Annotated in this window: 21 protein-coding genes; 10 read left to right on the plus strand and 11 right to left on the minus strand. The window is 64.5% G+C overall.

Going from position 1 to position 23,378, the window contains the following annotated elements; translation table 11 throughout:
* The first annotated feature begins 3 nt into the window (after positions 1-3).
* From GX444_17355 to GX444_17400, 10 genes are all read left to right on the plus strand, one after another.
* Positions 4-1,125, plus strand: a complete 1,122-nt coding sequence (locus GX444_17355) for a DegT/DnrJ/EryC1/StrS family aminotransferase (protein NLH50350.1) — start codon at positions 4-6, stop codon at positions 1,123-1,125.
* Between the two features lie 64 nt (positions 1,126-1,189).
* Positions 1,190-1,663, plus strand: coding sequence for a PTS sugar transporter subunit IIA (locus GX444_17360; GenBank protein NLH50351.1), 474 nt, complete (start codon positions 1,190-1,192; stop codon positions 1,661-1,663).
* A 28-nt stretch (positions 1,664-1,691) separates the two neighbouring features.
* Positions 1,692-2,015: a hypothetical protein gene (locus GX444_17365; protein NLH50352.1), complete on the plus strand. Its 324-nt coding sequence runs from the start codon at positions 1,692-1,694 to the stop codon at positions 2,013-2,015.
* 34 nt (positions 2,016-2,049) lie between these two features.
* On the plus strand, positions 2,050-3,273 hold the full coding sequence (locus GX444_17370) for a hypothetical protein (GenBank protein ID NLH50353.1): 1,224 nt from the start codon (positions 2,050-2,052) through the stop codon (positions 3,271-3,273).
* Complete coding sequence (locus GX444_17375) at positions 3,270-4,571, plus strand: hypothetical protein (protein NLH50354.1); 1,302 nt, start codon at positions 3,270-3,272, stop codon at positions 4,569-4,571. The genes GX444_17370 and GX444_17375 overlap by 4 nt, the downstream gene beginning before the upstream one ends.
* A 67-nt stretch (positions 4,572-4,638) precedes the next feature.
* On the plus strand, positions 4,639-5,394 hold the full coding sequence (locus GX444_17380) for a tetratricopeptide repeat protein (protein ID NLH50355.1): 756 nt from the start codon (positions 4,639-4,641) through the stop codon (positions 5,392-5,394).
* 35 nt (positions 5,395-5,429) lie between these two features.
* The gene (locus GX444_17385) at positions 5,430-6,644 is read left to right on the plus strand and encodes a glycosyltransferase family 4 protein (protein NLH50356.1); all 1,215 of its coding nucleotides are present in this window, start codon (positions 5,430-5,432) and stop codon (positions 6,642-6,644) included.
* Positions 6,641-7,480, plus strand: coding sequence for a glycosyltransferase (locus GX444_17390; GenBank protein NLH50357.1), 840 nt, complete (start codon positions 6,641-6,643; stop codon positions 7,478-7,480). Before GX444_17385 ends, GX444_17390 begins: the two co-directional genes overlap by 4 nt.
* A 21-nt stretch (positions 7,481-7,501) precedes the next feature.
* Complete coding sequence (gene proC / locus GX444_17395; GenBank protein NLH50358.1) at positions 7,502-8,362, plus strand: pyrroline-5-carboxylate reductase; 861 nt, start codon at positions 7,502-7,504, stop codon at positions 8,360-8,362.
* Between the two features lie 40 nt (positions 8,363-8,402).
* Complete coding sequence (locus GX444_17400) at positions 8,403-8,903, plus strand: nitroreductase family protein (protein ID NLH50359.1); 501 nt, start codon at positions 8,403-8,405, stop codon at positions 8,901-8,903.
* A gap of 18 nt (positions 8,904-8,921) precedes the next feature.
* Here GX444_17400 and GX444_17405 read toward each other — a convergent pair whose 3' ends face one another.
* From GX444_17405 to GX444_17455, 11 genes are all read right to left on the minus strand, one after another.
* Positions 8,922-10,238, minus strand: a complete 1,317-nt coding sequence (locus GX444_17405; protein ID NLH50360.1) for a hypothetical protein — start codon at positions 10,236-10,238, stop codon at positions 8,922-8,924.
* A 100-nt stretch (positions 10,239-10,338) separates the two neighbouring features.
* On the minus strand, positions 10,339-11,166 hold the full coding sequence (locus GX444_17410; protein ID NLH50361.1) for a ParA family protein: 828 nt from the start codon (positions 11,164-11,166) through the stop codon (positions 10,339-10,341).
* 204 nt (positions 11,167-11,370) lie between these two features.
* Positions 11,371-11,793 (minus strand): Holliday junction resolvase RuvX, encoded by a 423-nt coding sequence (gene ruvX / locus GX444_17415; protein NLH50362.1) that lies wholly within the window; start codon positions 11,791-11,793, stop codon positions 11,371-11,373.
* A gap of 40 nt (positions 11,794-11,833) precedes the next feature.
* A complete protein-coding gene (locus tag GX444_17420) occupies positions 11,834-12,898 on the minus strand; it encodes a glucose-1-phosphate thymidylyltransferase (protein ID NLH50363.1) in 1,065 nt (354 codons plus the stop codon).
* 28 nt (positions 12,899-12,926) lie between these two features.
* Positions 12,927-13,589, minus strand: coding sequence for an SPOR domain-containing protein (locus GX444_17425; protein ID NLH50364.1), 663 nt, complete (start codon positions 13,587-13,589; stop codon positions 12,927-12,929).
* Complete coding sequence (locus tag GX444_17430) at positions 13,586-14,473, minus strand: acyltransferase (GenBank protein NLH50365.1); 888 nt, start codon at positions 14,471-14,473, stop codon at positions 13,586-13,588. Before GX444_17430 ends, GX444_17425 begins: the two co-directional genes overlap by 4 nt.
* The gene (locus tag GX444_17435; protein NLH50366.1) at positions 14,470-15,240 is read right to left on the minus strand and encodes an alpha/beta hydrolase; all 771 of its coding nucleotides are present in this window, start codon (positions 15,238-15,240) and stop codon (positions 14,470-14,472) included. Before GX444_17435 ends, GX444_17430 begins: the two co-directional genes overlap by 4 nt.
* 166 nt (positions 15,241-15,406) lie before the next feature.
* Positions 15,407-18,127, minus strand: a complete 2,721-nt coding sequence (locus tag GX444_17440; GenBank protein ID NLH50367.1) for a pyruvate, phosphate dikinase — start codon at positions 18,125-18,127, stop codon at positions 15,407-15,409.
* A 131-nt stretch (positions 18,128-18,258) separates the two neighbouring features.
* Positions 18,259-21,264: a histidine kinase gene (locus GX444_17445; GenBank protein NLH50368.1), complete on the minus strand. Its 3,006-nt coding sequence runs from the start codon at positions 21,262-21,264 to the stop codon at positions 18,259-18,261.
* A gap of 77 nt (positions 21,265-21,341) precedes the next feature.
* Positions 21,342-22,685, minus strand: coding sequence for an NADP-specific glutamate dehydrogenase (gene gdhA, locus GX444_17450; protein NLH50369.1), 1,344 nt, complete (start codon positions 22,683-22,685; stop codon positions 21,342-21,344).
* A gap of 187 nt (positions 22,686-22,872) precedes the next feature.
* A partial coding sequence (locus GX444_17455) for a hypothetical protein (protein NLH50370.1) occupies positions 22,873-23,378 on the minus strand: 506 nt, incomplete at its 5' end.

The following is a 23,378-nucleotide window of genomic DNA, read 5'->3' on the forward strand; positions in this document are numbered from 1 at the left end:
CCCTTGGACGAAAAATTCATCGATCTGGTTCAGCCTACTCTCGTACCGTGGGAAGAAGTCGAGCCGCTGTTCGCCGCGGTTTGGCGCAGCGGGCGGCTGACGGTCGGGCCGCATACCGAAAAATTCGAACGCGCCGCGTCGGCCCTGATGGGCGTCGAGCACGCTGTGGCGCTCAACAGTTGCACCAGCGGCCTGATGCTGGCCTACCGCGCGCTGGGGCTGACCGGCGAGGTCATCCTGCCCAGCTTCACCTGGACGAGCACCGGCCACGCGTTGATCTGGAACGGCCTGACGCCGGTTTTCGCCGATATCGAAGAAGGAACCTGCACCCTCGACCCGCGCGACGTCGAACGCCGGATCACTCCGGCGACCAGCGCGATCATCGCCACCAACGTCTTCGGCCTTTACCCGGACCTTGATGCCCTGCAACGCGTGGCGGATGCGGCCGGCGTCGTTCTGCTGTGCGACAGCGCGCAAGCCATCGGCGCCACTTATAAGGGACGCCGGGGCGGCGGGCTGTGCCGCGCGGAGATTTTTTCGTTTTCGCCGACCAAGGTGGTGACCGCCGTCGAGGGCGGCCTGCTGACCACCAACGACGCGGAACTCGCCCGCAAGGTGCGCCGGATGCGCGACTACGGCAAAACCGCCGACGGCAGCGACATCGAAAGTTTCGGCCTCTCGGCCCGGATCAGCGAATTTCACAGCATCGTCGGCCTGGCCAATCTGGAGCGGATCGAGACCCTGCTCGCCGCGCGCGAGAAGCTGGTGGCCGCGTATCGGGCCGCCCTCGCCGACGTGCCGGGCCTGACGTTCCAGACCCTTCCCGCCGCTTGCCGCTCGAGCCACAACTACTTCGTCACCTTCCTCGACGCGCGGCAATACGACCGCGACGAGGTCTGGAACGGCATGACCGATGCCAAGGTACACACCAAGCGGTACTTCTATCCGCCGTTGCATTGGCAGGCGGCCTATCACGGGTTCCCGCCGCCATCGCCGCCGCTGACCGTCACGGAACGCGTCTCCGTCAGCGCCCTGGCCCTGCCCCTGTTCTCGCACCTGACCGCCGCCGACGTGGCGGAGGTTTGCGAGCGCTACAAGCAAGTGCTGCGCGCCGCGAAAAAATAGGCCATTTAAGGTTTACAGACGCCGCCGCGGGCGTTTATTCTGATCCTTGGGAGGAGCCGAGGATATGGTGAATCTCATCGATTTGGTCCGCCGACAGTGCATCTACCTCGACCTGGTCGCGGCCGACCAGAATCAAGCGCTGGCCGCCGTCACGCGACGGATGGTCGCCGGCGGCGTGCTGTCGGCCGCCGACCAACCGGAACTGTTGCGCCGGCTGACGGAACGCGAATCGTTGTGCTCCACCGCGGTCGGACACGGCGCGGCGATTCCGCACTGCTACTACGACAAACTGACCACGCCGCTGATCGTCATCGGCCGGTTGTCGTCGCCGATCCACTATTGCAGCCCCGACGAGCGGCAGGTCGATTTGATCTTTTTGCTGCTGGGGCCCGAACGCGTTCCCGCGATGCACATCCAGATTCTAAGCCGGATCGTCCGCCTGCTGAAGGACGAACGCTTCGACGAGGAATTGCGCCGCGCCGACAGCCCGGAAGCCGTGTTGGCGGCCTTGCGGGAAGTGGAGAGCCGCCATCACTGAAGCACGCGCCGGCAAGCATTGCCTGATCATGGTCATCAACGACCAGCAGATGGTGTACGACGTCCTCGCGGCGCTGATGGAGGCGGGCATCACCACCGCGACGCTTATCGAAAGCCAGGGCATGGGCAAAATCGTCGCCGAACAGATGCCGATCTTCGCCGGGTTCCGCAATCTATGGGGCGGCGGCAGCGCTTACAGCACCACCGTTTTCACGGTGGTCGACGACGCGCGACTGCCCGAAGCCGCGGAACTCGTGCGGACCGTGATGTTCGAGGAAGCCGAAAAACCGGGCGGCGTATTTTTTACTTTGCCGGTCGATCATTTTTATGCCCGTCCCGCGTCCGACAAATAGCCCCCGCTTCCGCCGCACCGCCGAGGAGTGAAACGTGCGCCTGATCGCCGCCCTGCTTTTTCTGGGCCTGCTGACCCTGATCGGTTCGCGGTTCGCGACGCGCCGCTGGACGCCGCCCCGGTGGATCAAGCAATTCTTCGACTCGGGCCTGGCGTTCGTCTTTCTCGGTCTGACCGTCGGCCCGGCCGGCCTGAGCATCCTCGACGAAGCGGTCCTCGAACAACTGCGGCCGATCGTGCTGATCTGCCTGGGCTGGATCGGCTTTCTGTTCGGCATCCACCTCGAAGGCAAACGACTGGTGCGGATTCCGGCCCGTCTGTGGCTGGTCATTCTCGGCGAATCGTCGCTGACCCTGCTGCTGGTGCTGACGGCGATGTTCCTTTTCTTTATCCCGACGTTTATTCACGAATCCTTTTACGACCAACGGTGGCCCGCGCTGCTGACCATAGCGGTTTGTGCGGCGGGCACCGCGCCGGGAGCCGTCTTTCTGTTCACTTCGCGCCCCGGATTTCCCCGCCCGCTCGGCCGGGCCCTGCGCCTCGTCGCCACCCTGGACGATCTTCCCGGCCTGTTGGTTTTCGGCCTGCTCTTCGCCTGGTGGCCAACCCGGCCGCTCGGCCCGTTCGAAACGGCCGCCGGATTACTCTGGACGCTGCTTTACCTGCCGCTCGGTCTGTTGTTGGGTTTTCTGTTGAAAAGCACGGCCGCGCTCGCGCGCCGGGAACAGACCCATTTTCTCGCCGTGCTGGGAACGATCGCCTTCGGCGCCGGACTGGCGGCGCGGCTGCAACTCTCGCCGCTCGTGCTGGGCGCGGTCGCCGGCGCCGCCTTCGCCAATACGGCCGGCAAGAAAGAAGCGATTTACGCGTTGCTGGTCAGGTCGGAACATCCGATCTTCGTGCTGTTCATGATCCTGGTCGGTTGCCAGTGGACTTTTGCATCCGGCCATCTGATCGGCCTGACGGCGCTGTACCTGACGGCGCGCCTGCTCGGCAAGGCGCTCGGCGGCGCGGGTGTCGCGTGGGTCATGGCCGCCCCCGAACGGCGGTATTACCTCAGCGGCCTGGGGTTGCTCGGCCAGGGCGGCATGGCCGTCGCGATGGCGATCGATTACGCCCGCGCCTATCCCTCGGCGATTTCGGCGACCCTCGTCACGGTACTGTTGCTCGGCGTTCTGGGCAACGAGCTTTTCGCGTCGCTCGCGACGCTCTTGCCGTTCGGCCGCCAGTCGGATGCTGAAGCGCGGAGCCGTCGATGAACGTCGCCGTCCTGCTCGTCCTGCTCTTTCTGGGTTGGTTCCTCAACCTGATGGCCGCCCGGACACCCGCCGGTTACGGCGATCAGGCCGTGCTGGTGCTCGGTTTCGTCCTGCTCGGCGCCGCCGCCGTCGGGCGGTTGGTGCGCCGTGGCCGCCTGCCGATGATCACCGGTTACCTGCTGGCGGGCCTGGCGTTCGGTCCGCACCTCGCCGGCCGACTTTCGCCGCAGCTCACTCTTTTCACCCCCGAGGTTTTGCAGCAACTGCGGCTGATCGACGACCTGGCTTTGGGTTTGATCGCCTTTACCGCCGGCGGCGAGTTGAAAATGGCGACGCTACGGCCCCGCCTGCGCGCCATCCTGGCCGTGTCCGGCGTCCAGGTTCCTGTCGTCACGCTGGGGGTCGGTCTGGTCGCGTTCGCCCTGGGGCCGCACCTTTCCTTCCTGGCCGGAAAGCCGCCGACATTCTGGCTGGCCGCCGCGATGGTGCTGGGCATTACGGCGCTGGCGCCCTCGCCTGCCACGACGATCGCCGTCATCAACGAAAGCGAGGCGCGCGGGCCGTTCGCCACGGTGGCGATGGGCACCACCGTCACCAACGACGTGCTAAGCCTGCTGCTTTTTTCGGGCAGCCTGATGTTCGTCAACAAACTGTTGCAGCCGGAAACCGCGGTTGACCTGGCCATGCTCGGACTGGTGGTCTGGGAAGTGCTCGGTTCGCTGATCGCCGGCCTGCTCTTGGGTTTGGCCCTGCGCGGGTACATCCGCCACATCGGCCGCGAGTTGCCGCTGTTGATCCTGACGCTGGCTTTCGTTTCGATGCAGGCGGCCGCGGCGCTGCACCTGTCGGGCATCCTGGTCTGTCTGGCCGCCGGGTTTTACGTGGAAAACTTCACCGATCACGGCGAGGCGATGATCGCGGCGGTGGACCGCTACAGCCTGCCGGTATACATCGTTTTTTTCACGCTGGCCGGGGCGAAGATCAATCTGCCGGTTTTGCGGCAGATGTGGGCGGCGACCCTGATCCTGGTGCTGGCGCGCGGGGCGTTCCTCTTCGCCGGGGCCCGCCTGGGCAGCCGTCTGGGCCGGTCCGAGCCGACGGTCCGCCGGGAAATCTGGAAAGTGCTGGTCGGCCAGGCGGGAATTTCCCTCGGCCTGGCGATGATCGTCGGCCGAAGCGTTCCCGAAATCGGCCCGGCGCTGCAAACGCTGCTGGTCGCGCTCATCGCCGTCAACCAGTTGATCGGCCCCATCCTGCTGCGGCAGGCCCTGGCGCGCTCCGGCGAGGCGAAGCCTTAGCCGTCGCTTTGCTTCCCGTCGCCGGTTTGGTACTGTTGGGCAAAACATCAAGTGGGTATGACGTCTCATGATGGGCACACTGTATTCGCTGCCGGGCTGGCTGGGCATCGTGCTGATGATCGTTGCGCTGGTTCACTATTTCCGCACCCGGCCGGAAACCTACTGGTTCTACATCATTCTCTTCCTGGGTCCGCTGGGTTCGCTGGCCTATCTCGTTATTCACCTCGTGTTGCCGCTCGTGGGCACGAGCGGCGGCGCAATTGAAGGCAAATTCGCGCTGACCCTGGAGCAACGCCGGCGCATCCGCGAACTGGAAATCAAGATCGACGAAATGGGCCTGCCGGCCGACCGGGTGGAACTCGGCGAGCTGCTTTACCGGCGCGGCGATTATCCGCGCGCCGAGGCGCTGCTGCGCGAGGCGATCGTCCGGCTGGACGACGAACCCGAGCCGCGCTACTGGCTGGCCCGCACCCTGGAAAAGCGACAGCGGTTTCAGGAAGCGGCGGATCTGCTGGCGCCGCTCATCCGCCGGGATCCGCGTTTGAAGTTCGGCGATGCTTACCTGGCTTATGCCCGGTGCCTGGCCGGGGCGAATCGCGCCCCGGAGGCGTTGGCGGCCTTTCGGGAAGTGTTGAAACAGTCGTCGCTCACCGAGGCGCGCGTGCGCTACGGCCTGTTGCTGGCCGAGACCGGCGATCGCGCGGGCGCGCGCGAGCAACTGGAGACCGCGGTTCGCGAGGCGCGCGGCCTGCCGCGGTTCAACCTGCGCGTGGCGCGGCCGTACGTTCGCCAGGCCCGGCTCTGGCTGGCCGCCAACCGCTAGGCGCGCGCACCGGCCAATTTAGGATTGGTTTGACGATGCGAATCGCCTACGTCGTTCACCAGGATCCGCGCGGCCGTTTCGGCGGCGCGGAGATCTACGCCCGGCACCTGGCCGTCGCGGCCGCCCGGCAGGGACACGAAACACTTGTGCTGACCAGCGCCGCGCCGGGTTCGGGCACGCGCGACGAATCGTCCGACGGCGTCGGCTATCACTTGATGGACACGGCGCCGCCGCGACCACGCTGTTTTTCTTTTCGCGCTTCCTTCGACGATCCGCGGGCGTTCGCCCTGGCCACCCAGCGGCTCCAAGACTTTCGCCCCGAGCATCTGCACGTGCATCATTTTCTGCTGGGAAGCGCGCGGCTGGCGATCTGGGCGGCAACCCGGCGCATTCCGGCCACCGCGACGGTCCATGACTACTGGGCGTTTTGCCATCGCATCACCTGGCAGCTGCCCGGCGGCGCGGATTGCCCGGGGCCGCTCGGCGGCTGGCGTTGCCGCGGCTGCGGGCATCCCGCTTACAACCGCTGGCCCGGCTTGCTGTTGCAGCCCGCGCACATCCTGGGATTTCTTTATCGCAATTCGCTGTTGCGCCAGGCTTATACGGCGATGAGCGGGGTTTTCTGTCCCAGCCGCGCGGTGCTGGAGGCGCATCGCGTCAACGGGTTCGCCCACGCCAAGCTGATTCACCGGCCTTACGGCCTGCCGGCCGCCGAAAAACTGCCGCCGTTCAAACCCGGTACCCCCTTGAGGGTCGGTTACCTCGGCCGCCTGGCCCCCGAAAAGGGAATCGAACTATTGCTCGACGCCGCCCGGCAACGCGCCAGCATTCACCTGTCGATTTTCGGCGCCGGCGATCCGGATTACACCGCCGCCTTGCGCGACCGGGCCGACCTGGCGCGAGTCGATTTCGCGGGGTCATTCGCCCACGAAACCCTGCGCGACGTCTGGCGCCGGATCGATGTGCTGGCCGTACCGAGCGTCTGGCGCGAAAACCAGCCGCTCGTCGCCCTGGAGGCGGCGCAGGCCGGGATCCCGGTGCTGGCGGCCGACCGCGGCGGCCTGGCGGAACTGCCCGAACTGTGCGGCGCGGTTCTCGTGCGCCCCAACTCCGCCGCCGCCTGGGCCGAAGCGCTCGCCGGCCTGGCCGAACGGCCCGCCGAATGGCACCGGCTACGCGACGGCCTGCGCTTCGAGCGGCGAATCGAGGACGACGTGACCGCCCACTTGAACGCGGGAGCGACGCCATGACCGCGTACACCGTGGCCATCCCGGCGCGCGACGCCGCCGCGACGATCGCCGCGGTCGTGCGCGCCGCCGCCGCCCAACAACCCGCCCCCGCGCGAGTGCTCGTCGGCGACGACGGCAGCCGGGACGACACCGCCGAACTGGCGCGGGCCGCCGGCGCGTCCATCATCGCCGCCGGCGGCGGTGGACTGGCCGCCAACCGCAACCGCCTCTGGCGCGCCAGCCAGACCGAAATCGTGATGTTTTTCGACGCCGACGCCGTGCCGCGGCCCGGCTGCGCGGCGGCCCTGCTGGACGGATTCGCGGACGACCGGGTCGGGGCGACCGGCGGACGCTGCGTCGAAGCCGCCGCCGCGACCTTCGCCGACCGCTGGCGGGCGACCCATACGCCGCAATCGCACGGCGACAAGCCGCTCGCCGACGACTGGATGGTGATGGGCCTCTGCGGCGCTTTCCGCCGCGCCGCGCTGGAAGCTGTGGGCGGTTTCGACGAACGATTCGCGACCTGCGGCGAGGACGTGGAAATCTCGTGGCGCCTGCGCCGGGCCGGCTGGCGGCTGTCCTACCGTCCGGACGCGATCGTGGACCACGCGCGGAGCGACGGCCTCGGCGGGTTGTTGCGTCAGGCCTGGCGGCACTCCCGGGAAACGGGCCGCGCCCTGACGGCGCACGGTCAGCCCCTGCAGCCGCTGTTCGCGCTCACCTGGCGGGCGCTGTCGCCGGCGTTGCGGCGGGAAATCCTTCACCTCGACGCGCCGGCCGCCGGCGTGACCGCCGCCAATCTCCTCGTACGGTTGGCGGGCCTGACCGCCGGCGCCGGGCGACAACAATCCGATTGATTGCCGGGCGCTTTCTGCGCTATGAATAATCAACCGCAGGCGCAGGAGGGTAAATTGGTCGGTAAAACAATCGGGATCATCGGCGCGGGCAATATGGGCGAAGTGATGATGCGCGGTCTGCTGACCGCGGACACCGTGGATCGCCCTCACTTGTTGGCTTCGGAAATTCAGGACGACCGGCGCACGTTCATCCAGGAGACGTACGGCATCGAGATGGCCGAAAACAACGCCGAGCTGTCGCGGCGCAGCGATATCGTCGTGCTCGCCATCAAGCCGCAAAACATCGACAAGGTGCTGCTGGAAATCTGCGAGGCGCTCGAAGAGCGGACGCTGCTGATCTCGATCGTCGCGGGCATCACCACCGACTACATCGCCTCGTTTTTCCCCGATCGGGAAATGCACATCATCCGGGTCATGCCCAACGCGCCGTCCCTGGTGCTGGCCGGCGCCAGCGCGCTTTGCCCGGGCCGGCACGCCACCGAGGAAGACCTCGACCTGGCGCAGAAAATTTTCAACACGACCGGCAAATCCGTCATCGTGCAGCCCGAGGAACTGATGGACGTGGTGACCGGCCTTTCGGGATCGGGACCGGCCTTCGTCTTCATGATGATCGAAGCGCTGTCCGACGCGGGCGTGCAACTGGGCTTGTCGCGCAAGATCAGCAACCTACTGGCGGCGCAGACGGTTTACGGCGCCGGTAAAATGTTTCTGGAAACCGGGCGGCATGCCGGCTACCTGCGCGATCTGGTGGCGACGCCGGGCGGCACGACCTTCGCCGGCCTGAAGGTGCTCGAACGCGGAATTTTCCGCAGCACCGTCATGGACGCGGTGGAAGAGGCGGCGAAAAAGAGCGCCGAACTGGGCCGGAAAAAGCTCACCTGACCCCGCCGGCGCCGGGAAACGTCGAAAGGGAATCGCCATGATGGACATTCTGCTGGGGCGGCGCAGCATCCGCAAATATACCCGCCAACCAGTGCCCGACGCCTGGATCCTGGCGCTCCTGCGCGCGGCCATGGCCGCGCCGTCCGCCGGCAATCAACAGCCCTGGGAGTTCGTGGTCATTCGCGATTCGTCGGTGACTAAGCACATCCCTTCCTTCCACCCGCACGCCCAGATGGCCCCGGAAGCGCCGGTGGTGATCGCGGTCTGCGGCAACCTGCACAACGAAAAACACGCCGGCATGTGGGTGCAGGACTGTGCGGCGGCGACCGAGAACCTGCTGCTGGCGGCGCACGCCAAAGGTTTGGGCGCGGTCTGGCTGGGCATCTATCCGCGCGAGTCGCGCCTGGCCGGAATGAAAAAACTGCTGCAACTGCCGGACCACATCGTGCCGTTCGCCGTCATCCCGGTGGGTTTCCCGGGCGAACAGAAACCGCCCGCCGAACGCTTCGACGAAACCAAGATCCACTACAACCGCTGGTAATCGCCGGCCACCGAAAATTCAGCGTCCGCCCGCCGCGGAAAAATCGCGGTAATAGGTCACTTCTTCCGGATGCAGGTCCGCCGACAGGTACGGCGCCATGGCCGGCTGGCCCTTGACGAACAGGCCGAACCACGCGGTCACGTAGGTGTTGACGAGCGACATCGCCAGGTCGTGCTCGATGAAGGTGAATTCCTCGCCGGTATCGAATCGCCTGCTGGTGCCGCAACCGTCGCCCGCGCCGAACAGCGTCGGCACGATCAGGCAGGCGTCGGTGAACGAGTAGTGGCCGCCGTTGACGAAGCCCAGCATGATTTTCGGGCTCGGCCGCTGCGTGTAATTGAACCGGATCAGGAATTCCCAATCGTGCATCGTGTGATCCTCCATCCCGAACATCGTCAGGATGGGCGTTTGAAAATCGTCGGGCAGCAGCGGAATCTGCGGGCCGGCGTAGGCCACGGCGGCGCGGAAGCGCCGGTCCCATTTGACGACCTCCTGCGCGGTGTTCGCGCCGAACGAGTGGCCGAAGACGCCGATCTTGTCCATCGCCAGCCGGCCGGTGAAAAACGAGTCGGGATCGTCGCGGTTCAGCGCGGTGAAGCGATCGACCAGGAAATGGATGTCCTTCTGCCGGTCGAGATACGAAAGCGGCATCCATAGCGGGTTGAAGATGATCAGGTCGTCGGGATAGGTGACGAAAACCGCGTTTTCCACGTGATCCGGCGCGACCACCACGTAACCGTGGCTGGCCAGGTATTCGCACTGCGTGAAATTCTGGAAACGGATCGCCGCGTTGCCGTGCGAGAAAAACAGCACCGGATACGGCGCCCGGTCGGCCCGCAGCGGCGCGTTGCGGGCCGATCCCGTTTCACGCTGCAGGTTGGCCAGTTCATCCGGCGGCACGCCGAGCAGTTCGAAAACGCTGAGGATCAGCTCGTCCCAGCCGTTGAGAAAATTGGCGAGGCTGTCGCGCGGCAGGTTTTCCGCCCAATCCTCGGTCGGGTACCAGACCTCCACCAGCACCGGCCGCCAGGAGCGCAGGTACGGATCCCACCGGTTTTCGTCGATCAACAGCAGCGTACGATTGCCGACCGGGTAAGGTCCCGGCGCGTCGGGGTCGAACGGCTCGGGCGGCGGCGCGACGTAGGTGTCGTCGTCGATCGGGTCGCCCTCGCCGCGGTCGGGGAAATCGTCGTCGAACGGTTCGTCGCCGCCGGCGGCGGCCGGCGTCGTTTCATCGCCGGAAGAATTTTTTTCGCCGGAACAACCCAGGAGGCAAATCAACAGCAGCAAACCGGCAAGCCACCACAGCCGCCACGCCAGACGGTACGGTTTCATGGCCCGGCCCTCCCAAGCCCCTTAGAATCAATTTTCGAAGAAAATGCAAGAGGGGCTCAACCGGGCGGACCCGGCGACCGGCGATGCGACGGAAAACGGATCAGTTGGCTTCGGCGTCCGGACCGGCGACGAATTTTTCGCCGTGCTGTTCCAATTCCTTCTTGCGCTTGGCCAGCACCTCGCGGGCCAGTTGCATGTAGGCCTTGGCGACCTCGGCGTCCGGATCCTGACTGATGATCGGCCGGCCGACGGCGAAGGCGCTGGAGAATTCCTCCATGCGCGGGATGACGTTGCGAAACACCACTTCCTCGGGGAACGAGGCCCAGACCTGCTGGCAGACCTCGCGCGCGATGCGGTAGTTTTCGTCGTACATCGTCATCAGCAAGCCCTCGATGACCAGGTCGGGGTTGATCTGGCGGCGGACCTTGCGGATGATTTTCAGGATTTGGGTCAGGGTTTTGAGCGACAGCGGTTCGCACTGCATCGGCACCAGGACGCTGTCGGTGGCGCTCAGGGCGTAGATCGTCAGATCGCCCATGCCCGGCGGGCAGTCGATGAGAATGAAATCGCAGCTCTTGCGCAGGGCGTTGACGTATTTTTTCAGCAGGGGGGCGCTGCCCTTTTGCCGGACGAATTTTTCGAACTCGTCGGTGAGAGTGCCCTTGCCGTAGGGAATTGCCTTGAGGTAGGGCAGGACGGTGCCGTGAATCACCTCGCCCAGCTTTTTCCGACCGAGAAACACGTCGTAGAGACCGTTTTCCATCTGCTGGCGCGACAAACCCAACCCGAAACTGACGGCATTCTGCTCATCGAGATCGAGAACGAGCGTGCGTTGCTTGAGCGTCGCCAGACTCGCGGCCAGATTGACCGTGGTCGTGGTTTTACCGACGCCGCCTTTTTGACTGGCAATGGCGATCACCTTGCCCATCGAGAACTCCCATAATTTCGCCGGTTGTCGTGCCGCCGCCGGCGAAGCGAATGACTCGCGGACTTCGTTGGCATACTTTTCGAGGGTCTGTCGGTCCTCGCGGTGCCCACGAAAAAAGTTTGGGTAAGCATAACCAGATCGCCGGGCGGAGACAAGAGGCTTTTCACGTCCGGTACCGATCTTCTTCGCCGCCGAGCCGGGCTTTTAAACCCAGGCCGTCCGACCCCGCCGATCCAGCCACGCCTGTAAAATAATGGTCGCCGCGATCTTGTCCCGAACTTCCTTGCGATCCGCCCGCCGCAAATCGGCGGAGAGCAGGACCGATTCGGCCATGACCGTCGACAGCCGCTCGTCCACAAACTCGATCGGCAGGTTCAGCGGTTCCAATAACTTCCCGAAGGCGCGCGCCGCCTCGGCCGCCGGGCCCTCGCTGCCGTCCATGTTGAACGGCAGGCCCAGCACGAGAACGTCGATTTCCCGTTCCGCGACGACTTTCCGGATCGCCTCCAGATCCTTCGCCGGGCCGGAGCGGCGCACCACCGCCAGCGGCTGCGCGGTCAGGCCGAGCGGATCGGACACCGCCAGCCCCAGCCGCACCGAGCCGACGTCGATGGCCAGCGCCCGCACCAACGGCCGTCCGGATTCCGTCATGTCGCCGTGCCGCCTTTCAAAACAGCCGCACGTCGGACGAATCGCCGAGCATGAGGCGAATGGCCCGCGGTTTCAGTTGGCTGGGCGCGACCGTCACGTCGCGGCCGATCAGGCTGTCGCAGATACGGCCGTCAATATCCGACAGGCGGCTGTTTTCCAGAATGATCGAATGCTCGATTTCGCAATGGCGAATGGTGCAATCGTGGTAGACGGCGGTGAACGGCCCGATGTAGCTGTTTTCGACGACCGTATTGCGCCCGATGATCGCCGGCCCGCGAACCGTGGAATTGACGATCCGCGCCCCTGACTGGACGACCACCTTGAATTCCAGCGTGGAATCGACCACTTGCCCGCGCACGTCGGTTTCGAACGAATCGAGCACCATCCGGTTGGCCTCGAGCATGTCCTCGAGCTTGCCGGTATCTTTCCACCAACCGGTCACCATGTGGCTGCGCACCTCCTTGCCGGCGTCGACCAGCCACTGGATGGCGTCGGTGATCTCCAGTTCGCCGCGCGCCGACGGCTTGATGCCGCGCACGGCGTCCCAGATCGCCCGCCGGAACATGTAGACGCCGACGAGCGCGAGGTTGCTTTTGGGCTGGGCCGGTTTTTCCTCGAGCCGGGTCACGCGGCCGTTGGCGTCGAGCATCGCCACGCCGAAGGAACTGGGATTGGGCACGGCGGCCAGCATGATCTGGGCGTCGGCCTGACCATGGCGGAATTCGGCGACCAGTTCCTTGATGCCGTGCAGGATGAGGTTGTCGCCGAGGTACATGACGAACGGCGTGTCGCCGAGAAAATCCCGCGCTTCGAGCACGGCGTGCGCCAGGCCCAGCGGCGCGCTCTGGTGGATGTAGGTCACCTTGACGCCGAAGGCCGAGCCATCGCCCACGGCGGCCTCGATTTCCCGCGCGGTGTCGCCCACGACGATGCCCAGGTCCGTGATGCCCGCGTCGCGGATCGCGCGAATGCCGTAGAACAGCACCGGCTCGTTGGCCACCGGCACCAACTGCTTGGCGCTGGTGTGAGTGATCGGCCGCAGCCGCGTGCCCTTGCCGCCGGAAAGAATCAGCCCCTTCAATTCGCTCATCCGCTTTCCTCCGCCCGGTTCAGGGCACGTAGCGCACCCAGGTGTCCAGGCCTTCGCGCTCGCGCATCGCCGAGGCCATGGCCCGCGCGCCGGCTTCCGTGGCGTACTGGCCGATGCTGACGCGGTACCAGGTGCCGCGCTCGCCGAGGTCGGCTTGCTCGACCGCCGAGACGTTGCCGGAGGAGACCATGCGGTTGTACATCGCCATGGCTTCCTCGCGCGTCGGATACGAGCCGATCTGCACGGTCCAGTAATCGCCGCCCTTCGGGGGCGCGGGGAGCGAGCCGATCGGCACCTGCGCTTTCGTGGGATCGATCGCCGGCGCCAGGTCGGCGGCGGTCGGCGGCGGGGTCATGGTGGGCGGCGGCAATTCGGCCGGCGGCGGGGTGAGCGCCGCGGGAGTCGCCGCGGGCGGCGTCAGCCCGGCGTCGTTGTGCAGCAGCGCATCGATGCCGACGGCGGCGTTGTTACCGGCGGCCAGGTCGACCGGCGCGGGCGTCGGCGACGCGGCCGGCGCGCCGGTTTGCGCCGCCATTTCCAGTTGGCCCATGCCTTTGCCCACGACCACGCCCAGGCTGAACATGATCGCCACGACGAGCAGTTCGCCGGCCAGCAGGTAGGCGATGTGGCGGTTGTCCAGCTTGATCTCGTACTTGGTCCGCAGCTTGCGCAGATCCCTCATGTCGCGCTTTCTCCTTCCTCCCCGGACGGTTCGGCGGCCGGCGCGGGCTCAACCACCGCTTCCGTCAAGCGCCCGTATTGATCGGGTCGCCGGCCCGGCAACAACGGCCAGTCGCGGCGAATGATCGGCACCACCCGCCGATCCACTTCCCACAGCGAAACCCCTTCGGCGTCGGCCGCCGGATCGTCGAGCAGGTCGCCGGTCGGCGTCGCGCACAGCGAACCGCCCGCGAACTCGAAGTCGTTTTCCCGGCCGACGCGACCGACGCGGCAGACCCACAGGCCGTTGGTGAACGCGCCGGCCAGCGCCACGCGCTGCCAGAGGTCGTCGTTGGCGGCCGTGACGGCCATCGGCGCCGCGACGATTTCCGCGCCGGCGAGCGCCAGCAGCCGCAGCCCCTCGGGATACAGCATGTCCCACCCGAGTTGGATGCCGAGCTTGCCCAGCGGCGTCTCGAAAACCGGGAATCCCTTGTCGCCGGGTGCGAAATAATGCCGCTCTTCCCAGCCGGGCAACTGCGGCACGTGAATCTTGCGATATAGGCCCGCGGTCTCACCGTCGTCTTTCAGCAAAACCGCCGAGTTGTAGAGCAGGCCCGACGCCTCGTCCTTCTCGAAAAACGGCACGACCAGATACAGCTTGTGCTCCCGGGCTTTTTCCCGCATCGCCGCGATCAGCGGCCCGTCGCTCGGCTGGGCGAGTTCCTTCGCCTCGTCGCCGAGTTGGTGGACGAACCACGGATAGGCCCACAGTTCCGGCAGAATCGCCAGCTTCGCATGATTGGCGGCCGCGACGGCGATCATCTCGCCCGCGCGGCGCAGATTGCGTTCGCGATCGTCCGAGCCGGCGATCTGGATGCCGGCGACTTTCATTTTCGGCTTCATTGACTTGCGTTGACTCCCTGGATGTTCTGCTTCAACCACGAAACGATTTCCGCGTTGGCCTCGGGTTTCGCCGTCAGAATATTCGTGCCGTGCGCGTCGCCTTGCTCCAGTGTCCGCACGACGGCGCGATCCTTGGCCGCCGCCGCCAGCGCCGCGCATGAATCGAACGAATACCGGTCGCCGCGCGAGGCGTAGAAAAACATTTTACCCGCGAAACGGTTCACGTCCGCGTCGATTTTCACGCTCCGGTAATCGCGGCCCGGACTGAGCAGCACCACCGCGCGGATCGCGCCCGGATGCGCCGCGGCGAATTTCACCGCCAGATTCGCGCCGATGCTCGCGCCAACGATGCCGATGCGCCCGGGATCGACGTTTTTCTCCTTGATCAGGTAGTTGTACGCGGCTTCCACGTCGCGGATCATGCCTTGAAACTCGACGTCCTTGAACTGATGCCAATCGAGCTTCTTCCCGCCGGGGCCTTGAGTGGATTCGCCGTGCCCGCGCAGGTCGATCGCGACCGAACAGAAATTTTCCTTTGCCGCCAGCGCGGAAAAATCGCGCCAGTCGGCCCGCGTCCGGTTCATCATGTGCAAGAGCACCAGGCCGCCGCTGCCGGCCGCGCCGCTGTCGCGATAGGTCGCGGCGACGCGCACGCCGTCGCTGGCGGTCAGGGTAAAATCCCGCGCCGACCCCTCGCCGGCCGCGACGATGCCGGTCAGGGCCGCCGCGAGCGCGACGACCGCGACGATCCAACCCAGCGATTTCATGATCTCCACCCCAAATAGTACGAATGTATTGTTTCTTTTATCAGGGGTGCCTTGGGGACGGCAAGTGGCAGCCGGGCCCCAGGTCGTCGAAAAGCGAAAAAACGCCGGCCCGAAACCCGCTTCAGCGAGTCTCGGACCGGCGCGTTTCAAGCACAAATAGAGAGAACTATTCTTCCAGCGCGGCCTGCGCGGCGGCCAGGCGGGCGATGGGCACGCGCGGCGGCGAGCAGGACACGTAATTCAGGCCGATGCGGTGGCAGAACTTGACGGAACTGGGTTCGCCGCCATGTTCGCCGCAGATGCCGACCTGCAGCTTCGGATTCGTGCCGCGGCCTTCGTCGGTGGCCAGTTTCATCAAGCGGCCGACGCCGTTCTGGTCGACGGCGACGAACGGATCTTCCGGCAGCAGTGCTTTGGCCACGTATTCGGGCAGGAACCGGCCGGCGTCGTCGCGCGACAGGCCGAAGGTGGTCTGGGTCAGGTCGTTGGTGCCGAAGGAGAAGAAGTCGGCGTACTTGGCGATGTCGCCGGCGGTCAGGGCGGCGCGCGGCAGTTCGATCATCGTGCCGATCATGATGTCGAGCTTGACGCCCTTTTTCGTCGTCACCTCGTCGATCACGCCCTGGACCTGTTTGCGCAACAGGTCGAGTTCCTTCCAGTGGCCGACGAGCGGAATCATGATTTCGGGATGGCAGTCGATCTTGGCGCGGGTCTTGACCTCGATGGCCGCCTCGACGACCGCGCGGGCCTGCATCAGGTAGATTTCGGGGAAGGTGACGCCGAGCCGGCAGCCGCGGTGGCCGAGCATCGGGTTGAATTCGTGCAGGCTCTCCACCTTGGCCTTGATCTTGGCCGAGCCGACGCCCATCACCTTGGCGACCTGCGCGATTTCCTTGTCGGTGTGCGGCAGGAATTCGTGCAAGGGCGGATCGAGGAAGCGGATGGTCACCGGGCGCTCGCCCATCGCCTTGAGAATGCCGATGAAGTCCTTGCGCTGATAGGGCAGCAGCTTGGCCAGCGCCTTTTCGCGGCCCTTCAGATCGTCGGACAGGATCATTTCGCGCACCGCCACGATGCGGTCGCCGCCGAAGAACATGTGCTCGGTGCGGCACAGGCCGATGCCCTGCGCGCCGTAAACGACGGCCTCGGCCGCCTGATCCGGCTGGTCGGCGTTGGTCCACACCTGCAGTTTGCGGTATTTGTCGGCCCACTGCATAAGCTGATTGAAAGCTTGATACGTGCGGGCTTTCATCGCCTTGGCCGCCGCGGCGCCCTTGCCGAAGAGGGCCACTTTCACTTCCGACGGGGAGACGTCGATCTTGCCCGCCAACACTTCGCCCGCGGTGCCGTCGATGCTGATGAAATCGCCGGCCTTGAACGTCTTGCCGCCGACCTTCATCTTGCCTTTCTTGTAGTCGATTTCCAGCGCGCCGCAGCCGGCCACGCAGACGCGGCCCATCTGGCGCGCCACCAGCGCGGCGTGGCTGGTCATGCCGCCCTTGGCGGTGAGGATGCCCTTGGCGGCCTGCATGCCCTTGATGTCCTCGGGGCTGGTCTCGATGCGGACCAGGATCGACGGCTCGCCCTTTTCGGCGAAGGCCCGGGCGTCGTCGGCGTGGAACGCGATGCGGCCGGTAGCCGCGCCCGGACCGGCCGGCAGGCCCTTGGCCAGCAAGGCGCCGCCCTTGATCGCCTCGGCTTTTTTCTTGGCGTCGAAGATCGGGGCGAGCAGCTGGTTCAGAGCGTTGGGATCGACCCGCTTCACCGCGGTCTTCTCGTCGATCAGGCCTTCCTTGACCATGTCGACCGCGATGATCGCCGCCGCGAAACCGGTGCGTTTGCCGTTGCGGGTTTGCAGCATCCAGAGCTTGCCGGCCTGGATGGTGAACTCGACGTCCTGCATGTCCTTGTAATGTTTTTCCAGCTTGTTCCGGATGTCGTTGAGCAGGGCGTAGGATTCGGGCATTTCCTTGGCCAGGTTGGCGATCGGCTGCGGTGTGCGGATGCCGGCCACGACGTCCTCGCCCTGGGCATTGCGCAGGTATTCGCCGTAGAAAATGTTGTCGCCGTTCGCCGGGTTGCGGGTGAAGGCGACGCCGGTGGCGCTGTCCTCGCCCATGTTGCCGAACACCATGCTCTGCACGTTGACGGCGGTGCCCCATTCATCGGGGATCTTGTTCATCCGGCGATACACGATGGCGCGGTCGTTGTTCCACGAACCGAAGACGGCGCCGATCGAACCCCAGAGCTGTTCCAGCGGGTCTTCCGGGAAATCCTTCTTCGTGCGCTTCTTGATCGCCGCCTTGAACTTGCCGACCAGCAGCTTGAGATCGTCGACGGTCAGATCGATGTCCAGCTCGATGTGCCGTTTTTCCTTGATTTCGTCGATGATTTCCTCGAACGGATCGACGTCGGTCTTCGAGGTGGGTTTCATTCCCAGCACCACGTCGCCGTACATCTGCACGAACCGGCGGTAGCTGTCCCAGGCGAACCGTTCGTTGTTCGCCTTTTTCGCCAGGCCGGCCACGGTCTTTTCATTGAGACCGAGGTTGAGCACGGTGTCCATCATGCCCGGCATGCTGTCGCGGGCGCCGCTGCGCACGCTGACCAGCAGCGGGTTCACCGGATCACCGAATTTCGCGCCCATGATGGCTTCGATATGGCGCAATCCCGCCAGCACCTGTTCCGTCAATTCGGCCGGGTATGTCTTCTTGTTTTCATAGAAATACGTACAGACTTCCGTGGAAATCGTGAAACCCGCGGGCACCGGCACGCCGATCAGATTCATTTCGGCCAGGTTGGCGCCCTTGCCGCCCAGCAGGGCCTTCATTTTCGCGGCGCCTTCCGCTTTCCCATCGCCGAACGTGAACACGTACTTTGTCGCCATCATTCGCACTCCTTTTCAGCGGTCAATTGTGGCCAAGTCAATAGAAAGTAAGCCGTTTATTGGCCATGTCAACGGTTTCACCCGGTTACGCCTCGCCGCGTCCGGCCCCCGCGTTCCCGGGCGGGATAGAATTATTTTTTCTCCGCGTCCACGCCGCGGGAGATGACTCCGATGCCTTTACGTCCATCCACCAACGCCGTCAAGGGCCCCGACAGCCGAACGTGCCGCAAAAACTCCGTTTCGGCCACCGCCTCGTGCCCGTCCAGCCATTGCCAATCGACGAACCCGGCCGCGCTCGTCGCTTTGTCCGCCCCCGGCGGAATCGTGAAATACCCGACGCCCAGGCTGGTGATATTGTGGAAGAAATGGCTGCCCTGTGAGGGATCGACGGTGAAAGAGGCCGGCGAGGCTTCGATGATGATCTTGGCGTTGGAAATCTGCGACCAGGTGACGGGAATGCCCAGCCAATGATCGCTGCTGCCCCAACGGCCGGGGCCGATCAGGACGTAGCTGCGTTTTTCCTCGTACAGCCGATGGTTCATCGCCCCGACCTGCCGCGCGATTTCGGCGGAGCGGGCCGGATCGAACTCGCCGTGCTTGACGTAAACGATGTCCCGCAGTTCCGGGTAGCTGCCGTGCCCCATCGCCGACAGCGAACGGCAGAGAACCCGATCGCCGTTCATTTCCTCGGTGTCCACCGCCGTCAGTTCCGATTTGGTGACGATCGGCCGCAGTTGCAACGGATACAACGTCGGCGGCCGCGGCACGGCGCCGCGCGGCAACCGGCGGCCGAAGTCGCCCAGGTCGCAGGCGAATTCGACCTCGACGGCGCAACTCATTCCGGCCGAGGTCAGCGCCAGCAATTCGTCGAGCGCCTTGTCGAGCGGAATCGCGCCGTATTTCAGGATGTTGTTGAAGGTCACGACCCAGGGGCCGGCGGCGTCCGGGCCGTCGACAATCGCGTCGACGCCGGGATCGTAATGGCTGGCGACCCGCGCCAGGGTGCCGTCGGCCTCGGCCTCGGAGAGCGGATAGCTGCGGATGTGCCCCAATCCCGTGCCCAGGCCGTCGTCGCTGCCGGCGCTCAGATCGAGGCTGTAAAAGCGGTTTTGCGAATTTTTCAGAAACATCGTCGGCACCGCGAATTGCGGCGTGACCCGGGGATGGCGCGGGCTGAACCGGAACGTGTGGCCGCCCTCGACCACCATCCGCCCCAGGCCGAACGCCAGTTGCGCCACGCCGTCCTCCGCTTTTTGCGGCCCGATCGGATAGTAGTTGTACGACTGCGCCACGCCGGCGAAATGCGGATAGAATCGGCCGCCGTAAGGCTGCCCGACCACCCGCTCGATCACCACCGCCATCTTTTCCTGCTCGATCCGGTGGCCGGTGTTTTCGATGTAGGCCTTGGCGTCGGCGTGGAACGTCGAGGCGTAAACGAGCTTGACGGCGTTGCTCAGTTGCATCAACCGTTTCATGGGATTGGTCGAATTGTTCGCCAGCATGATCGTCTGGTAGATGCCCGCGAAGGGGTGCGACATGTCGTCCTCGAGCAGGCTCGACGACCGCACCGCCAACGGACAATGCAAATGATCCAGAATGATCTGCAGACATTCCATCACCCGCGCCGGCAGCCGCGACTGCAGGAATCGGTGATTGATCTGGGCGTCGTCCTCGCAGGTGAAGGCGAACCGGTGCAGCTCGTTCTCCGCGAGAAACTGGTCGAAATAATCGGTCGCGATGGCGAAGCTTTGCGGAATCTTGGCGGCCATGCCGCCCAACATTCCCCGATACGGGTGGCTGGTCATGAGCAGGTTGATGAAGGCCAACCCGCGCGCCTTGCCGCCCAGCGAGCCCGTGCCGATCCGCTGAAACAGGCTGTCAATGTCGAAGTGGTCGACCGAAAAGTCGGTGATGATGCCCTCGCCCTCGAACCGGCGCAGTTCGCGCAGCGCCTGCAGCACGTGCCCGCGCACGTCCTCGATCGTCTTGAAGTCGCTGACCTTCCGCGGCCGCAGGCGGGCGGCGGTTTCGAATTCGCTGCGGGCCATCAGCCAGTTGGAAATGTGATTGCGCAGCGCGTGGTATTCGAGCGACTCGGCGGGGATGGTCTCGATGATCTGTTCCAGTTCGCGCATGTCGGTGGCGCGGGCGATTTCCTCGCCGTGCGGCAGGCGAAAAACGAAATCGCCGAAGCCCAGGTGATTCTGCAGGAACTGGTTGATTTCGTGCAGCAGCGAGGAGGAATTTTTGTTGAGGAACCGCGCGCCGAGGCGATGGGCCGGCGCGGCGAATTCCTCGTTGGCCGATTGAAAGAGAATCGGCAGGTCCGGCATCCGGCCGCGGACCCATTCGGTCAACCGCAACCCGGCGTCCTTTTCGTGGCGGCCGGCGCGCTCGAATCCGGCGTCGGTGATCAGGGCGATCAGGTTGTCGCGGTATTTTTCGATCAGCTCGATGGCCGATTCGTAGTGGGTGGCGGCCAGCACCTTGGGCCGGGTGCGCATGCGCATCAGCTTTTGCAGTTGGTTAAGGCCCTCGGAAAAAAGGCGCTGCGACTGCTTCATCATTTCCGGGTACAGGTCGGCCAGATATTCGGAAAAGAAGCGGATGGAATCCTCGACCAGCAGAATGACCCGGACGTCGGCGATCTCGATGTCGTGGTCGACGTTCTCGCGGTCCTCGATGTACTTGATGATGGCCAGCAGGATCGCCGCGTTGCCGTTCCAACTGAACACCGCGTCGATGTAAGGCGAATCGTTGAGCGACCGCAGGCTTTCCAATTCGTGGTTGTCGAACGCCAGCACCACCAGCGGTTTGCCCGGACGCAGTTCCTTCACCCGCCGGCCGAATTCCAGCAGATCGGTGTCCGCCAGCCGCGGCATCACCAGCACCAGATCGAAACGCCGTTTTTCGAGCGCCTGGATCGCCTCCTCGCCGGTCCGCACGTGGGTGAACCGCGGCGCGCTGGACAGCGCCAGGGATTTGTATTCGAGAAACACCTGCTCGGTGAGGTGGCCGTCTTCCTGCAGAATGAACGCGTCGTAAAGCGAGGAAACCAGGAGCACCTCGCGGACGCGATGCGGCATCAGGTGATGGTATTGCCGATAACGCAACGAAGCGGTCGGTTGTCCGGCCATCGCCCCTTCCCCCACGTGTTAAAAAGGCGGGAGTATTCTAAAGAGAATACCCCCGCCACGCTATCCCGACCATTGGCTCAGACGACGCCCTGATCCACCATCGAATCGGCCACTTTGATAAAGCCGCCGATATTGGCGCCGTTCACGTAATTGATGAAATCGCCGTCCTTGCCGTAGCGGACGCAATTGGCGTGAATCGCCTTCATGATGCCGTGCAACCGGCTGTCGACTTCTTCGCGCGGCCAGTTGATGCGCATGCTGTTCTGCGACATTTCGAGGCCCGAGGTCGCCACGCCCCCGGCATTGGCGGCCTTGCCGGGGCCGTAAAGGATCTTGCTGTCGAGCCACACCGCGATCGCTTCCTCGGTGGAGGGCATGTTGGCGCCTTCCGCCACGCAGAAGCAGCCGTTCTTCACCAGCAGCTTCGCCTCTTCCTCGGACACTTCGTTTTGCGTCGCGCAAGGCAGCGCGATGTCGCACTGGATGTGCCAGGGGCGTTTACCGGCGAAGTACTCGGCCTTGGTGTACTTCTCGACGTATTCCTTGATGCGGCCGCGGCGGTTGTTCTTGAGGTCCAGCACGAAGGCCAGCTTTTCGCGGTCGATGCCGTCGGGGTCGTAGATCGAGCCGTCGGAATCCGACAGGGTCAGCACCTTGCCGCCCAGGTCGAGGGTTTTCTCGGCGGCGTATTGCGCCACGTTGCCCGAACCGGAAATCGCCACCCGCTTGCCCTTGAAGCTTTCGTTGCGGGTCGCCAGCATTTCCTGGGCGAAGTAGACGCAGCCGTAGCCCGTCGCTTCCGGCCGGATCAGGCTGCCGCCCCAATTGAGGCCCTTGCCGGTCAACACGCCGGAAAATTCGTTGCGCAGCTTCTTGTACATGCCGAACAGGTAACCGATTTCGCGGCCGCCCACGCCGATGTCGCCCGCCGGCACGTCGGTGTCCGGACCGATGTGGCGGAACAGTTCCAGCATGAAGTTCTGGCAGAAGCGCATCACTTCCGCGTCGCTCTTGCCCTTCGGATCGAAATCGCTGCCGCCCTTGCCGCCGCCCATCGGCAGCGTGGTCAGGCTGTTTTTGAAGACCTGCTCGAAGGCCAGGAATTTCAAAATGCCGAGGTTGACGCTCGGGTGGAAGCGCAAGCCACCCTTGTACGGGCCGATCGCGCTGTTCATCTCGATGCGATAACCCTTGTTCACGCGGATGTTGCCCTGATCGTCTGTCCAGGTGACGCGGAATAGGATCACTCGCTCGGGCTCGACAACGCGCTCCAGCAGATTGGCCGCCTGGTATTTCGGATTGGCCTCGATCAACGGCCAGATCGAGTACAGCACCTCGCGAACGGCCTGGTGAAACTCGGGTTCCTTCGGATTCTTCTTGATGACGTACTCGGACATGAATTCATCGACGGAACGATACATGGTCCAGACTCCTTCTGATGTTTTGGCGATTGGCCAGCCGAATATGTTTTCCCTGCACGGGATGGTTGGATAGTCGAGAGGCGGAACTCTTGATTTGCACCAAAACCCCTTGAAAAGTAGGGCGAGACTAGTACTAGTGAAAAAACTTGTCAATAATGATTTGTGTCGGATTGACCAATCTTGAATATTACAACTGAGTGTAGGTTTTTTCCCCTGGAGTCACTTTCACCAGAACCCGCCGGCCGACATCGGTCTGAGCCAAGTAGGAGCCGGCCGGTAGGGTCAATTCCTCTCCGGCACCGAGCACTCTGCCGGCCAGGGTGACCTGGCCGATAAAATCATCGGGGATGCGTATCGTACCCGTTTGCGGTTCCAGCGATTCGCCGGCGTCGACATTACGCGGACGGTCAAACGACCATTTGCGGAAGAGCGGCAGATGGCCGGGGTAAGCCATCAATAATTCATGAGTTTTGCCGTCGAGCGGCCACTTTTTCACCAGGGGCATGAAACCGAGCGGTTCGCTGTCCCAAAATGCCACCGCGCCCGCCGTCTCCGGCTGCAGAACCAGTGTCGCGCCGTTCAAATCGCCGACCGAATGGGGACCGGAGACATGAATCGTCTGGAAATACCGTTCCGCCAGCCAGGAACCCGCCAGCATCATCAGCAGAGTGGCGGTGGCCGCGAAACGCCAGA

The sequence above is a fragment of the Myxococcales bacterium genome (assembly GCA_012517325.1).
Lineage (GTDB): Bacteria > Lernaellota > Lernaellaia > Lernaellales > Lernaellaceae > JAAYVF01.